The 13157-nt window shown below is 66.5% G+C and carries 14 protein-coding genes and 1 pseudogene; 9 read left to right on the top strand and 6 right to left on the bottom strand.

What is annotated here, in order from left to right; translation table 11 throughout:
- Positions 1-45: 45 nt before the first annotated feature.
- Together OX89_RS03395 and OX89_RS03390 are read right to left on the bottom strand one after the other, a co-directional pair.
- A complete protein-coding gene (locus tag OX89_RS03395; protein WP_234305489.1) occupies positions 46-1086 on the bottom strand; it encodes a sodium:calcium antiporter in 1041 nt (346 codons plus the stop codon).
- Between the two features lie 459 nt (positions 1087-1545).
- A complete protein-coding gene (locus tag OX89_RS03390) occupies positions 1546-1932 on the bottom strand; it encodes a hypothetical protein (RefSeq protein WP_047349556.1) in 387 nt (128 codons plus the stop codon).
- A 215-nt stretch (positions 1933-2147) separates the two neighbouring features.
- On the opposite strand from OX89_RS03390, the gene trpB reads away from it, so the two are divergent.
- Both trpB and OX89_RS03380 read left to right on the top strand, forming a co-directional pair.
- On the top strand, positions 2148-3356 hold the full coding sequence (trpB, locus tag OX89_RS03385; RefSeq protein ID WP_015913327.1) for a tryptophan synthase subunit beta: 1209 nt from the start codon (positions 2148-2150) through the stop codon (positions 3354-3356).
- Between the two features lie 67 nt (positions 3357-3423).
- Positions 3424-3762, top strand: coding sequence for a YggL family protein (locus OX89_RS03380; RefSeq protein WP_011805244.1), 339 nt, complete (start codon positions 3424-3426; stop codon positions 3760-3762).
- Between the two features lie 268 nt (positions 3763-4030).
- On the opposite strand, the gene OX89_RS03375 is transcribed toward OX89_RS03380, so the two are convergent.
- Together OX89_RS03375 and OX89_RS03370 are read right to left on the bottom strand one after the other, a co-directional pair.
- Positions 4031-5089, bottom strand: a complete 1059-nt coding sequence (locus OX89_RS03375) for an SMP-30/gluconolactonase/LRE family protein (RefSeq protein WP_047349555.1) — start codon at positions 5087-5089, stop codon at positions 4031-4033.
- 49 nt (positions 5090-5138) lie between these two features.
- Complete coding sequence (locus OX89_RS03370) at positions 5139-6131, bottom strand: UxaA family hydrolase (protein ID WP_369799239.1); 993 nt, start codon at positions 6129-6131, stop codon at positions 5139-5141.
- On the opposite strand from OX89_RS03370, the gene OX89_RS03365 reads away from it, so the two are divergent.
- From OX89_RS03365 to OX89_RS03355, 3 genes are read left to right on the top strand one after another with little or no spacing between them, the layout of a single operon-like run.
- A complete protein-coding gene (locus OX89_RS03365; protein ID WP_369799238.1) occupies positions 6021-6410 on the top strand; it encodes a VOC family protein in 390 nt (129 codons plus the stop codon). The two genes, OX89_RS03370 and OX89_RS03365, sit on opposite strands and share 111 nt — an antisense overlap.
- A 50-nt stretch (positions 6411-6460) precedes the next feature.
- On the top strand, positions 6461-7213 hold the full coding sequence (gene aat / locus OX89_RS03360; protein WP_047349554.1) for a leucyl/phenylalanyl-tRNA--protein transferase: 753 nt from the start codon (positions 6461-6463) through the stop codon (positions 7211-7213).
- Positions 7210-7950, top strand: a complete 741-nt coding sequence (locus OX89_RS03355) for an arginyltransferase (RefSeq protein ID WP_047349553.1) — start codon at positions 7210-7212, stop codon at positions 7948-7950. The genes aat and OX89_RS03355 overlap by 4 nt, the downstream gene beginning before the upstream one ends.
- Positions 7951-8021: 71 nt before the next feature.
- On the opposite strand, the pseudogene OX89_RS03350 reads toward OX89_RS03355, so the two are convergent.
- Together OX89_RS03350 and OX89_RS03345 are read right to left on the bottom strand one after the other, a co-directional pair.
- Positions 8022-8436, bottom strand: a pseudogene (locus OX89_RS03350) (DoxX family protein).
- 36 nt (positions 8437-8472) lie between these two features.
- Entirely contained in the window at positions 8473-9174 is a 702-nt protein-coding gene (locus tag OX89_RS03345; RefSeq protein WP_047349552.1) for a pirin family protein, read from the bottom strand.
- Positions 9175-9291: 117 nt separating this feature from the next.
- Here OX89_RS03345 and OX89_RS03340 point away from each other — a divergent pair, with 117 nt between their 5' ends.
- From OX89_RS03340 to trmB, 4 genes are all read left to right on the top strand, one after another.
- Positions 9292-10230, top strand: a complete 939-nt coding sequence (locus OX89_RS03340; RefSeq protein ID WP_047349551.1) for a LysR family transcriptional regulator — start codon at positions 9292-9294, stop codon at positions 10228-10230.
- Positions 10231-10326: 96 nt separating this feature from the next.
- On the top strand, positions 10327-11430 hold the full coding sequence (locus tag OX89_RS18950; protein ID WP_011805227.1) for an NAD(P)/FAD-dependent oxidoreductase: 1104 nt from the start codon (positions 10327-10329) through the stop codon (positions 11428-11430).
- On the top strand, positions 11427-12398 hold the full coding sequence (gene gluQRS / locus OX89_RS03330; protein ID WP_047349550.1) for a tRNA glutamyl-Q(34) synthetase GluQRS: 972 nt from the start codon (positions 11427-11429) through the stop codon (positions 12396-12398). The genes OX89_RS18950 and gluQRS overlap by 4 nt, the downstream gene beginning before the upstream one ends.
- The gene (trmB, locus tag OX89_RS03325; RefSeq protein ID WP_199856198.1) at positions 12368-13150 is read left to right on the top strand and encodes a tRNA (guanosine(46)-N7)-methyltransferase TrmB; all 783 of its coding nucleotides are present in this window, start codon (positions 12368-12370) and stop codon (positions 13148-13150) included. The genes gluQRS and trmB overlap by 31 nt, the downstream gene beginning before the upstream one ends.
- The last annotated feature ends 7 nt before the right edge of the window (positions 13151-13157 follow it).

Genomic DNA, 13157 nt, shown 5'->3' with positions numbered 1-13157 from the left:
TGGGCAAGAGCATGCAGAAATTATAGGCGGTGCTGTTTGCGCCTGTCAGCGGCCATGCCAGAACTGCACAAACGCGTTCAGCAAATACAGCGTCAGCAGCACAACGCTGGCCCAACTGCCCAGACGCAGGACACGCGACGCAGGTCGAAAGACCAAGGCCACCACGACCGCCCCACTCATCGTGGCCGCCGTCAAGGCCGACACGGTGTGGAGCGGCGAGACCAGCTCGTAAAGCGGCCCCGCCCGGTAGGCCACATCATCGACCGCCAGGATGAGCACGTCAAACAGATTGCTGCCCAGCAGGTTGCCGATCGCCAGGTCCACCGCGCCGATCCTCAATGCTGCCACCGTGGTGGCCACTTCAGGCACGGACGTGGCCATGGCCACGAACAAGGTGCCTACGAACGAGTTGGACCACCCCATGATGCGCGCCAATTCCACCCCCAGCAGCGGCAGCCAGATGCCGCTGCCGACGATCACCACCGCTGCCATTGCGTAGCCCATGAGGGCTGACTTGAGGCTCAGGCTGCTCGCTGTCGCGGCGGCGGCTTGATGGTGACGCTGCTCATTCACATAGATGAGCCGCATGGCCAAGGTGTACAGGCCCATCAACACCACGCTGCCCACACTGATGTGTCCCAGGCTCGGCATGCTCTTTTGCGTGCTCAACGTCAGGATCAAGGCCGCGGCCGTCAACAACATGACGCCCAAACTGGCTGACAGCACATGCCCACGGCTGGCAATGGCGTAGACCGACTCTTTGCGGTAGAACACATCGACAAACGCCAGAATGGTGAGGTTGAACACGGCGCTGCCCAGCGCGTCGCCCACGGCGATGTCGGGGGCCTGCGCGACGGTGACGGCGCTCAAACCCGTGACGAGCTCGGGCAAGGAGGTGACTGTGGCGACCAGGATCAGCCCGACCCAACTGCGGGACAGTCCGGCCAATTCCGCGATCGCGTCCCCGTAGCGAATCAAGCGTGAGCCTGCCACGCCGATCAACGCCATGCAGGCAATGAACTCGATCCAAACAAGTGCCGAACTGGTCATGATTGACCTCAGCATAGTCGAGGCGGGGGCATTCATCCACAATCCGCATCTGCATTAGTCCCGACGTGGACCTAAGAGCTGTGACTGTTGTAGCCGGGCTCTGACTCTCATTCTGGGGTGATAGTCAGCAAACCGGACATCTGCAGCAAGCCGTTCAATGACGAATCTTGGCCGTCACCGGTCCTTGGCTAAATCAAGCCTCTTCATGTACACAGCATCAAGACATCTCACAAATGCCCGGCGTATCGGGTTACTTAAAAGCACCATTCAGGGCAGATATTCATCCACCAGTCTCTGAACCGCATTGGCCTAAAGTTCATCACGTCGCCGCTTCAGCGCCTCTCTGTCGCGCTGCGCCTCTTCCCAGGCTTCGAAGGCGGCTACGGCGTCGATGTATTGGGGCAACGGCAGGGCTGATTTCCTGCATTTCGGTATTTTTCCTGTTTTTTCTTTTTATGCCGAAACTCTTTATAAAACAATCGGTTAGATAGAAATTCAAGCCATCGCCATCCACTCTTGCACGCAATGGCGGGCCAGCGCCGTCACCCAGCAGGGCTCCTCCGGCACGAAGGCAATCCCGTACCGCGGGCTGACCAGAAACCCGGCGCGGTCGAATGCCCGGTCATCGCTCGATTGCACAAACGCGGCCAGGTCACGGAACGGCACGGCCACGGTGCCCAGGTGCAGCGCCTCCGCGCGGGCAGTCACCTCTTCCAGGCGGCCACTGTCCTGAAAGCGGTAGACCACGTCGCCATAGTCCAGCGCGGTCAGGCCAACGTTGTTGCGCGACTCGCTGCGTGGCTGGCCGTGGGCGCGGATGATGTCGCCGCGCGTGGCGGTGAGGGGCACGCCATTCACGCTTTCGTAGGGTTGCAGGTGCATGGTCGATTCTGTGGCGGCGCGGCGGCGCGCGGCAACCGGGGGCGTGTATCGAACCGTGAGGCGCAACGCGCGCGTATATTGCCCCGTGTTGCCGTTGGCGGGCCGTAAGCACCCCGCAATGGTTCAGCATGAAAATGCCGCCCAGCGCCCGTCTGAAAAGCGCGGGCAGCTATCAAAACCGAAGTTCTTTCACCCATCCTCCTCCTTTGACTGCGATGACAGCCTCCACCGACTTCGCCCCCATGCCCGATGCCGCCGGCTTCTTTGGCCCCTACGGCGGGCAGCTTGTGCCGCCGCACCTGAAAGCCGCCATGGACGATATCGCCGCGGCCTATGCCGAGATCACGCAGCGCAAGGACTTCCAGGACGAGCTGGCACAGCTGTTTGCCGACTACGTGGGCCGGCCCAGCCCGATCTTTCATGCCAAGCGCCTGTCGGGCCTGCTGGGCGGCGCGCAGATCCACCTCAAGCGCGAGGACCTGAACCACACCGGCGCGCACAAGATCAACCACTGCCTGGGCGAGGCGCTGCTGGCCAAGTTCATGGGCAAGAAGAAGGTGATTGCCGAGACGGGCGCCGGCCAGCACGGCGTGGCGTTGGCCACGGCCTGTGCGCTGGTGGGCATTCCGTGCGAGATCCACATGGGCCAGGTGGACATCGAGAAGGAGCACCCCAACGTCACCAAGATGCGCATCCTGGGCTGCAAGCTGGTGGCAGTGACGCGCGGCGCGGCCACGCTGAAGGAGGCGGTGGACAGCGCCTTCGAGGAGTACCTGACCAACCCCACCGACTACCTGTACGCCATCGGCTCGGTGGTGGGGCCGCACCCGTTCCCGATGATGGTCCGCGACTTCCAGAGCATCATCGGCCGCGAGGCGCGCGAGCAGTTCCAGGCCAGACACGGCCGCCTGCCCGACTACGTGACCGCCTGCGTGGGCGGCGGCAGCAATGCCATGGGCATGTTCACCGCCTTCCTGGGCGATACCGACGTGAAGCTGGTGGGCGTGGAGCCCTCGGGCGAAGGCACCGACAAGCCCGGCCGGCACGCGGCCACGCTGAGCATGGGCCAGCCCGGTGAGATCCACGGCATGAAGTGCTATGTGCTGGAGGATGCGCCGGGCGTGCCCGCCGCCGTGCACAGCATTGCCTCGGGCCTGGACTACCCCGGCGTGGGCCCGCAGCACAGCTATCTGAAGGACATTGGCCGCGTGCAGTACGAAGCCGTGACCGACAAGGAATGCCTGGACGCGTTCATGCAGCTGTCGCGCGTGGAAGGGATCATCCCCGCGCTGGAGAGCGCCCATGCCGTGGCCTGGGCCATCCGCGTGGCGCCCACGCTGCCCCAGGACCAGCACATCCTGGTCAACCTGTCGGGCCGCGGCGACAAGGATGCGGATTACGTCGCCAAGGTGCTGGGGCTTTGACGGGCGGGCGCGGCGCGTGTTCTGCCATCATGCCGCCCTTGATTCACTGAACTGAGAGAACCTGACCATGGCACTGCCACCCAACAAGCAACGCAGCCGCCGCCTTCGCAAGAAGATGCGCGTGGCCGAGTTTCAGGAATTCGGCTTCGAGTACGAGCTGAAGGTCAAGCAGGAGCTGACGCCCGAGCAAGAGGAGGCGCTGATGGACCGCTTTGTGCGGGACCTGCTGGTGCCCCGCAATCTGGCGGCCGCCGGCTGGGTGCGCGAAGGCTTCGTGACGGCCTTCGTGCGCGGCTCCGCCACCGAGGACGACCGCCAAGCCACGCAGGCCTGGCTGGCTGCACAGCCCGAGGTGGCCGAGGCCACGGTGAGCGAGCTGAAGGACGCCTGGTACGTGCAAGACTGAGCCGCGCACCACCGGGTAGCCGCGCAGCGCTGGGCTGGCGTCAGCCAGTAGGTTTCAAGCCTTTTTGGCCTCTAGCCTTTGACCAACAAGCGCCAGCAGCTATCAAAACAGGAGCGAAACAGCCGCCAACCCCAACGGGGGTGGCGGCTGTTGCCGTTGATGCGGTGCGTTTGTGCAAACGGGGCGGTTGGCTCAGCCTTCCGTGATCCCTGCGNGCACGGGGCGGCCCCTGCCCTGTGGCGGGCGGCCGCCACGGGGACGTTCGCACTCAAACAGCGCCGCGCGCCTCCACATAAAGCGCGTAGATCGAATGGCTGCTGGCCATGAACAGGCGGTTGTTCTTGGCACCCCCAAAACACAGGTTGGCACAACGCTCAGGCAGCCGGATGTGGCCAATGGCTTTGCCTTCGGGGTTGAAGACCATCACGCCATCCAGGTCCGCCGGGTTGGCGCCCACGGCGCCGTTGCTGCCCCATCCGCACCAGAGGTTGCCGAACTCGTCGCACTTGATGCCGTCCAGGGCACCGGGGCCGCCCGCGTCGATGTGCAGACGCTTGCCGGACAGCCGCCCGCCCGGGCCCACGTCGTAGGCCCACACCACGCGATGCGGCTGGTGGCGGCCCTCGACGATGTAGAGCACCTTCTCATCGGGCGAAAAGCACAGGCCATTGGCACCTGCCAGGTCGCCCAGCACCTGGCTGACCTTTGCGCCGCCCGGGTCGATGCGGTAGACGCCATGCGGCAGCTCTGGCGCGGCCTTTTCGCCCTCCCAATGACCGGCGATGCCGAACGGCGGGTCGGTGAACCAGACCGCGCCGTCCTTGCTGCAAATGATGTCGTTGGGTGAGTTGAAGCGCTTGCCGTTGTAGCCATCGGCCAGCACGGTGATGCTTCCGTCGTACTCGGTGCGCGTGATACGGCGCCTCAGGTGCTCGCAGGTCAGCAGCCGGCCCTGGCGGTCGCGCGCGAGGCCGTTGGAAAAGTTGGCGGGCTGGCGGAATACGCCCCACGCACCGGTGGCCTCATCCCAGCGCATGATGCGGTTGTTCGGAATGTCGGATACCAGCAGGTAGCGCCCGTCCCCGAACCACACGGGCCCTTCGGCCCAACGCATGCCGGTGGCGATCTGCTCCACGCTGCTGCTGTAGATGCGGTACTTGGCGAACTGCGGGTCCAGCACCTGCACCGATGGGTCGGGGTAACGCTGCTGGGGCTTGAATTCAAAACTCTGCGCCGTGGCAGCACCTGCGGCCGTGGCGGCCACCGCGCCGGCCAGGAAATGGCGCCGCGTGGCAACGCCGGGCGCCGCATTCTTCTCGTGAGGCATTTCGGGATCTCCGTTGTGGGTTGTGCCGGGGGTGGGTCGAACAAGCAGGTCAGGTCACCGGCGCCGGGTTGAACAGCACGAGCTGGTTGGCCAGCTTCCAGTGCTCGGCCCAGGTCTTTTTGCGGCCGCTGGCCACGTCGAGCATGAGGTGGAACAACTCCCAGCCCACGTCTTCGATGGTGGCCTGCCCGTCTGCGATGCGGCCGGCGTTCACATCCATCAGGTCGTGCCAACGCCGGGCCAAATCGCTGCGCGTGGCCACCTTGATCACCGGCACCTGCGCAAGCCCATAAGGCGTGCCGCGCCCCGTGGTGAACACGTGCAGGTTCATGCCCGCCGCCAGTTGCAGCGTGCCGCAGATGAAGTCGCTGGCGGGGGTAGCCGCGTAGAGCAAACCTTTTTGCACCGCCTTTTCGCCCGGAGCCACTACGCCGGCGATGGGCGCGCTACCGCTCTTGACGATGGAGCCCATGGCCTTCTCGACGATGTTCGACAGCCCCCCCTTCTTGTTGCCCGGCGTGGTGTTGGCACTGCGGTCCACGCGGCCGCGTGCCAGGTAGGCGTCGTACCAGGCCATCTGGTCGATCAGGGCCTGCGCCACCTCGGGCGTGGCCGCACGTGCGGTGAGCTGGTCGATGCCGTCACGCACCTCGGTCACCTCGCTGAACATCACCGTGGCGCCGGCGCGCACCAGCAAATCGGTGCAAAAGCCCACGGCCGGGTTGGCGGTCACGCCGCTGAAGGCATCGCTGCCGCCGCACTGCACGCCCACCACCAGTTCGCTGGCAGGCACCGTCTCGCGCCGACGTGCGTTCAGGCGCTTCAGGTGCTCGTCGGCCTGGCGCAAGATGGAGTCGACCATGGACATAAAGCCCACATGGGCTTCGTCCTGCAGACACACCACGTCCAGCGGTGCCTCCTGCAGGGTACGCTGGTCCACCAGAGCAATGGCGCCAGGCGGCATGAGGCGCTCGGGCTGCAGCTTCTCGCAGCCCAGGCTGACCACCATCACCTCGCCGCCGAAGTTGGGGTTGAGGCTGATGTTGCGCAGCCTGCGGATGGGTACCGCCGCCCCGCCGCCAATGGCCACCTCACGGGGCGGCACCACCTCGCCTTCCAGGCGAAAGACCGCGAGATGGTGGATGCCTTCCACCGCGCGGCGCTGGCGCATGGCGGGCGCGACAACGGCGCCCGGGGCGAGCGGTCCTACCACCCGGGCTACTACGCCGCCTTTGCGCTGGACCCGGACGGCAACAACATCGAGGCCGTGTTCCATGGCGCACACCAGCGCAGCGCGTCCTCCGTCCTGATCACGTTCTGAGCACGCGGGCGGGCGACAATCGCGCTCCACGCGCGCCCTTGATTGCCTGCATGACCACATCGCTTCCCTGGCTGGAACCCGACGATCCTTTTCCACCCACCGACGGTGCCTGGGGCGCGGACTCTCCCGCGCCTGGCCTGCTGGCCGCGGGCGGCACGCTGGGGGTGCCCCGCCTGGTGCAGGCCTATGCCCAGGGCGTCTTTCCGTGGTTCAGCACCGGCCAGCCCATCCTGTGGTGGAGCCCGGACCCGCGCATGGTGCTGCATGTGCAGGAATTCCGTCTGCACAGATCGCTGCGCCGCGTGCTGCAGCGCTTTCGCGCCACGCCCGGTTGCGAGGTGCGCATCGACAGCGATTTTTCCGCCGTGATCCACGCCTGCGCCAACAAGCCGCGGGCCGGGCAGTCCGGCACCTGGATCGTGCCCTCCATGGTTGCCGCGTATGAGGCGCTGCATGCTGCCGGCCATGCCCATAGCGTGGAAACCTGGGTGAACGGGCAACTGGTGGGGGGGCTGTATTGCGTGGCGCTAGGCCGGGCGGTGTTTGGCGAATCGATGTTCGCGCACGCGACCGATGCTTCCAAGATCGCCCTGGCGGCGCTGGTATGCCTGTGCCGGCGCGAGGGGGTCCGGTTGATCGACTGCCAGCAGAACACGGGCCATCTGGCCTCGCTGGGCGCCCGGGAGATGGAACGTTCGCAGTTCCTGAATCACGTGGCGCGAGCGCGGCAAGACCCTGCCTGCACCTGGAAATTCGAGCCCGTATACTGGACCGAGCTTTTGCCCAACCCCTCAGCGGCGTGACCCAACTCAACGATCTTCCGCTGCAAAGCCTGCAGTTCTACGCCACGGCACCCTACCCGTGCAGCTACCTGCCCGAGCGGCAGGCGCGCTCGCAGGTGGCGACGCCCAGTCACCTGATTCAGAACGATGTGTATTCGGGCCTCGTGGCGCGGGGCTTTCGGCGCAGCGGCATGTTCACCTATCGCCCCTACTGCGACGGCTGCCAGGCCTGCACCCCGCTGCGCGTAGTGGTTGATCCATTCAAGCCCGACCGCAGCCAGCGCCGTGCCTGGAAGCGCCACGCCGGCCTGCAGGCGCGGGTGCTGCGCCTGTGCTACCTGCCCGAGCATTACCAGCTATACCTGCGCTACCAGAACGCACGCCACGCCGGGGGCGGCATGGACCAGGACAGCATCGACCAGTACACGCAGTTCCTGCTGCAAAGCCGGGTCAATTCGCGGCTGGTGGAGTTCCGTGAGACCGGGGCCGACGGCCAGCCGGGGGCGTTGAAGATGGTGTCCATCCTGGACGTGCTGGAGGACGGCCTCTCCGCCGTCTACACCTTTTACGAGCCCGAGCCGGGCGCAAGCTACGGCACCTACAACGTGCTGTGGCAGGTACAGCAGGCGCGCACGCTGGGCCTGCCGCATGTCTACCTGGGTTACTGGATCGAGCAGAGCCCGAAGATGAACTACAAGGCGCGCTTCATGCCGCATGAGCTGCGCATCGACGGCCGTTGGCAGCGTTCCAAAAGTTGATGGGCCTTGCAGGCCAAATCGACCTCCAAGGCCCATCCATCAAGCGCAAGCAGCTTCTTTTTTAATAGCGATCAGCGCCCGGAACGTGCGCCGTCCACGCTCCATGCCCCGGCACCGAAGGCGGCGAATGCCAGCAGGCCGCCCGTCACGGCAACGTTCCTGAAGAACAACAGCTGCTGCATCATCTGCTGGTCCGCCGGCAGAGCCCAGTAGGCGTGGAAGAAGAAACTGGCCGCCAGCGTGAACACGGCCAGCGCCAGCGCAGCGATGCGTGTTCCGAATCCGAAGAGCAGTGCCAGGCCGCCCAGTAGTTCAATCAACAGACCGACGGCAACGGCCACGGTGGGCATGGGCATGCCCACGGACGTGGCGTAGCCCCACGGTGCCGGCAAAGCCGCTGATCTTGCCGAACCCCGCAGGGATGAACAACAGGGCGATGAGGATGCGGCCCACCAGGGCCAGAGGGTTTTGCAGGGTAGCAAACATGGCGGAACTCCTAAGGTTGAAGTGGATGGGCAGACTTCACGCGGCGAGATCAAAAACCAGAACTTCGGCATCGCTTCCCCCGGACAGGGTCACGCTGCTTTCGTTATCCAGCAGGGCCGCGTCGCCCCCGCTCAGATGCTGTCCGTTGACCTGCAGCGTACCGCGGATCAGGTGAACGTAGGCTTTGCGCCCTGCGGCAATGGGCAGTTGCGCCGCCTCAGCACCGTCGAACAGGCCCGCGTACAGCGTGGCGTCGGCATGGATCGTGACCGAGCCTTGCGCGCCGTCAGGCGAGGCCACGCGACGCAACTGGCCGCGCTTGTCGGCATCGGAAAAGCGCTTTTGCTCATAGCTCGGCGCGATGCCGCGCACATTGGGCTCGATCCAGATCTGCAGAAAGTGCGTCTGCTGGCCCTCGGCGTGGTTGAACTCGCTGTGCATCACGCCCGTGCCGGCACTCATGCGCTGCACGTCGCCGGGCGGAATGCCCTTGACGTTGCCCATGCTGTCCTGGTGCGCCAGTTCGCCAGACAGCACGTAGCTGATGATCTCCATGTCGCGGTGGCCATGGGTGCCGAAGCCCGTGCCCGGCGCGATGCGGTCCTCGTTGATGACGCGCAGGTTGCCCCAGCCCATGTGGCGCGGGTCGTAGTAGCCCGCGAACGAGAAGCTGTGGTACGAATGGAGCCAGCCGTGGTCTGCGTGGCCGCGATCTTGCGATTTGCGAAGGGTCAGCATGGGGTCGCTCCTGGAAATGCGTTGCGTTGGAGAGAACTGTAGGTGGCGCAGCGCCCTTGCAGGGACAGCGGGCTTGAAGGCATCATTCAAACTCATTGAACGAAGAGGCCGTCGATCATGCAAAACACCCGCGATGCCCTGACCCCTGAAAACTTGGCCATGCTGCAGAGCATTGCGGAGACGGGCAGCTTTGCCGCGGCGGCACGCCAGCTCGGCGTGGTGCCCAGCGCACTGACCTACCGTGTGCGCCAGATCGAGGATGCGCTGGACGTGCTGCTGTTCGACCGCAGCGCCCGCCACGCACGGCCCACCGATGCCGGCATGGAGCTGCTGCGCGAAGGCAAGCGCTTGCTGGAAGACGTGGACGCCATCGCCAACCGCGTGCGCCGCGTGGCCACGGGCTGGGAGCCGCAGCTCACGCTGTCGGTGGACGGCGTCATCTCGGCCACCACCATGCTGGAGCTGGTGGAGGCGTTCTACGCCCTCGGTCCACCCACGCGCGTGAAGTGGCGCGACGGCATCCTCGGCGGCACGGCCGAAGCGCTGAGGTCGGGCCAAGCAGACCTGGCCATCGGCGTGGCCGTGGGTGCCTCCAACGTCGCCGGGCTGCAATCCGCCCCGCTGGGCGAGGTGCGTTTCATCTTCGTCGTAGCGCCCCATCACCCACTGGCCAAGGTGCCCGAGCCCATCAGCGACACCACGCTGCGCGAACACCGCGCGATCGCCGTGGCCGACTCGGCACGGCGCAGCAACGTGACCATGGGCATCCTCGCGGGGCAGGACGTCCTCACCGTGGACAACATGCGCGCCAAGATCCATGCACAGTTGCGCGGCCTGGGCGGGGGCTTTCTGCCCGAGCCCATGGTGCGTCCGTACCTCGAAGCCGGCCATCTGGTCGAGCGGCAGGTGGCGCGCCCCGCGCGCAACGTGCGTCTGAGCTACCAATGGGGTGGCCCCGGGCACGCTGCGCCGGGCCGCGCGCTGCAGTGGTGGCTGTCGCAACTGCAAAGTGACGCCACACGCCGTGCGCTGCTGGAAAACCACCACCAGTTCTGAATGCGTGGGCCGCGCGGCGCGTGTAGAGTCAACACTAGCGCTGCGCTAATTACCAGCACTGCACCAGCCCATTTCCGACGTCATCGAAGGCCTGCCATGACCCGCTTTTCCTCCCGCTCCAGCGATCGACTGAAACAAGGCCAGCAGGTCGCGCCCCTGGGCGCCGCGCGGCGCTTTGCCGTGGTGGGTGCCGGCATGGCCGGCGTGGCCTGCGCCCGCACCCTGGCCCAGGCGGGCCACATGGTCACCGTCTTCGAGAAGGCGCCGCAGCCCGGCGGGCGCACGGCGGCGCTGGCGTCGCCGTTTGGCAGTTTTGATTCGGGCGCGCAGTACTTCACGGTGCGCGACGCACGCTTTCAGCGGGCGCTGGACACCGTTTCCGGCCTGTGCCGCGCCTGGAGTGCCACCACCATCCGCGTGCTGGACGCCGCCGGGCGCGTCGCCACCGCCGCGCCACCGCCCGGTGAAGCGCACTGGGTGGCCGCCCCCGCCATGGATGCGCTGGTCCAGGCCTGGGCCGCACCGCTGGCGCGCGAAGGCCACCTGCACACGCGCACGGCCGTCACGCGCATCGAGCGCGACGCCATGCGGCCCACGGCCTGGCAGCTGCGCACCGAGACGCTGGATGGGGGATCGCAGGTGTATGCGGGTTTCGATGGCGTGGTACTGGCCCAGCCCGCACCGCTGTCGCGGGCGCTGCTGCAGCAGTCCGGCGTTTCCACGCCGTGGGACGATGCCCTGGCCGGCGTGGACATCGCGCCCTGCTGGACCTTGATGCTGGCCTTTGCGCAGGCCGTGCGCCCCGGACTGACCACGCTCGGCCCGCAGTGGAACGCCGCACGCAGTACGCACCACCGCATTGCCTGGCTGGCCCGTGAGTCCAGCAAGCCCGGCCGGACACAGATCGAGCGTTGGACGGTGCAGGCCAGTCCCGCCTGGTCGCTGGAGCACCTGAACGACGAGGCCCCCCGCGTGCAGGCCAAGCTCATCAAGGCGTTTGCCGAAGTCACCGGCATACGCGCCACGCCGACGCATGCCGAGATGCGGCGCTGGCGCCACGCGCAGACGCAAAAGCCCTTGGGCCAGAGCTTTCTGTGGGACGCCTCCCTGGGCCTGGGCGTTTGCGGCGATTGGTGCCTGGGGCACCGGCTGGAAGACGCTTTCGTCTCGGGCCTGGAGCTCGCGCTCACCGCTGCATGACGGCGGCCGCGGGCTACGTCGGCCGCTTTGCCCCCTCCCCGACCGGCCCGCTGCACGCGGGCTCGCTCGTCGCCGCCTTGGCCAGCTGGCTGGACGCGCGCGCGGCCCTTGGAGGACGCGGCGGGCGCTGGCTGGTGCGCATCGAAGACGTGGACCCGCCGCGCTGCGTGCCCGGCGCCGACGAGCGCATTCTGGCGCAGCTGGCCCGCTGCGGCCTGCTGCCCGACGAGCAGCCGCTGTACCAATCCACCCGCGGCCCCCGCTACCAGCAGGCGCTGGATGGGCTGCTCCACGCCGGCCTGGCCTACCCATGCGCATGCACGCGCCGCGACATCGAAGCCGCCTTGCAGGCGCAGGGCCTGGTACATGAACGCCATGTGGAACGCCCCTACCCTGGCACCTGCCGCCACGGCCTGGGTGGACGCACGCCGCGCGCCTGGCGCTTCCATACCCAGAGGTATCAATCAAAAATGCCTCCAGCGCCCATCCAGCAAGTGCAACCAGCTATTTATTCAATAGCAAGTTCCGGCGTCTCCTGGACCGATCGGCGCCTGGGCCCGCAGTTTCAAGATGTGGCGCGGCAAGTGGGCGACTTCGTGCTGCGGCGCGCAGATGGCCTGTGGGCCTACCAGCTTGCGGTCGTGGTCGACGACGCCGACCAGGGCGTCACCCATGTGGTACGCGGCGAAGACCTGGCCGACAACACGCCGCGCCAGATCCTGCTGCAGTCCGCATTGGGCGTGCCCACGCCGCAGTACCTGCATACGCCCCTGGTACGTGCGGCGGATGGCGAGAAGCTCTCCAAACAACATGGCGCCCCCCCCATCGACGACAGCCAGCCGCTGCAGGCTTTGACAAATGCAGCCCAGGTACTGGGATTGCCGTCACCTACAGGCATAGCAGGCATCGCCGATGCGCTCGCATTCTGGGTCAAGGCATGGCCTGGAACCTACAATTCGCCGCTGTGACTCAAACGCTTTCTTCGCAAGACCCGCAGGCCCCCGCGGCCTCCCCCATGCCCGGTGCCGCAGGCAGCGCCCCGGCAGACGTCGCCCATCCCAAGGGCATCAAAAGCTATGTGCGCCGCGCCGGCCGCACCACCACCGGCCAGGCCAAGGCGCTGGAAGAGCTGGGCCCGCGCTACGTGCTGGACTATGCGCCCGCCCTGCTGGACGCCACTGCGGCCTTCGGCCGCAGCGCGCCGCTGGTGCTGGAGATCGGCTTCGGCATGGGCGAGGCCACGGCACACATCGCGCGCGTGCGCCCGCAAGACAACTTTCTGTGCTGCGAGGTGCATGAACCCGGCGTGGGCGCGCTGCTCAAGCGCATCGGCGAGCAGGACATCCACAACATCCGCATCCTGCAGCACGACGCCGTCGAGGTGCTGGAGCACATGCTGGCGCCCGGAGCGCTCGACGGCGTGCATATCTTCTTTCCCGACCCCTGGCACAAGAAGCGCCACAACAAGCGCCGCCTGATCCAGCCGCCGCTGGTGGCACAGCTGGCGGCACGCCTGAAGCCGGGGGGCTACATCCACTGTGCGACCGACTGGCAGCCGTATGCGGAGCAGATGCTGGAGGTGTTGTCGGCCGAACCCTTGCTGTCCAACACCGCCGAGGGCTATGCTCCGCAGCCGGACTATCGCCCCCTGACCAAGTTCGAGAACCGCGGCATGCGGCTCGGCCATGGCGTGTGGGACCTGGTGTTCACGCGCCGCTGAGCGTCTA

Source organism: Diaphorobacter sp. J5-51, assembly GCF_001023515.1.
In the GTDB taxonomy this organism is placed as follows: Bacteria; Pseudomonadota; Gammaproteobacteria; order Burkholderiales; family Burkholderiaceae_C; genus Diaphorobacter; species Diaphorobacter nitroreducens.
Note: the sequence above shows the minus strand (reverse complement) of the source record. Positions and strands in the feature narration are given on the sequence as shown.

What these genes read in the sequence shown, in the direction of transcription:
- OX89_RS03340 (WP_047349551.1), top strand. Translation starts at nt 9,292, where the DNA reads ATGCAAAACACCCGCGATGCCCTGACCCCTGAAAACTTGGCCATGCTG.
- gluQRS (WP_047349550.1), top strand. Translation starts at nt 11,427, where the DNA reads ATGACGGCGGCCGCGGGCTACGTCGGCCGCTTTGCCCCCTCCCCGACC.
- OX89_RS03380 (WP_011805244.1), top strand. Translation starts at nt 3,424, where the DNA reads ATGGCACTGCCACCCAACAAGCAACGCAGCCGCCGCCTTCGCAAGAAG.
- OX89_RS03395 (WP_234305489.1), bottom strand. Translation starts at nt 1,086, where the DNA reads ATGAATGCCCCCGCCTCGACTATGCTGAGGTCAATCATGACCAGTTCG.
- OX89_RS03390 (WP_047349556.1), bottom strand. Translation starts at nt 1,932, where the DNA reads ATGCACCTGCAACCCTACGAAAGCGTGAATGGCGTGCCCCTCACCGCC.
- OX89_RS03345 (WP_047349552.1), bottom strand. Translation starts at nt 9,174, where the DNA reads ATGCTGACCCTTCGCAAATCGCAAGATCGCGGCCACGCAGACCACGGC.
- OX89_RS03375 (WP_047349555.1), bottom strand. Translation starts at nt 5,089, where the DNA reads ATGCCTCACGAGAAGAATGCGGCGCCCGGCGTTGCCACGCGGCGCCAT.
- aat (WP_047349554.1), top strand. Translation starts at nt 6,461, where the DNA reads ATGACCACATCGCTTCCCTGGCTGGAACCCGACGATCCTTTTCCACCC.
- trpB (WP_015913327.1), top strand. Translation starts at nt 2,148, where the DNA reads ATGACAGCCTCCACCGACTTCGCCCCCATGCCCGATGCCGCCGGCTTC.
- trmB (WP_199856198.1), top strand. Translation starts at nt 12,368, where the DNA reads ATGGCCTGGAACCTACAATTCGCCGCTGTGACTCAAACGCTTTCTTCG.
- OX89_RS18950 (WP_011805227.1), top strand. Translation starts at nt 10,327, where the DNA reads ATGACCCGCTTTTCCTCCCGCTCCAGCGATCGACTGAAACAAGGCCAG.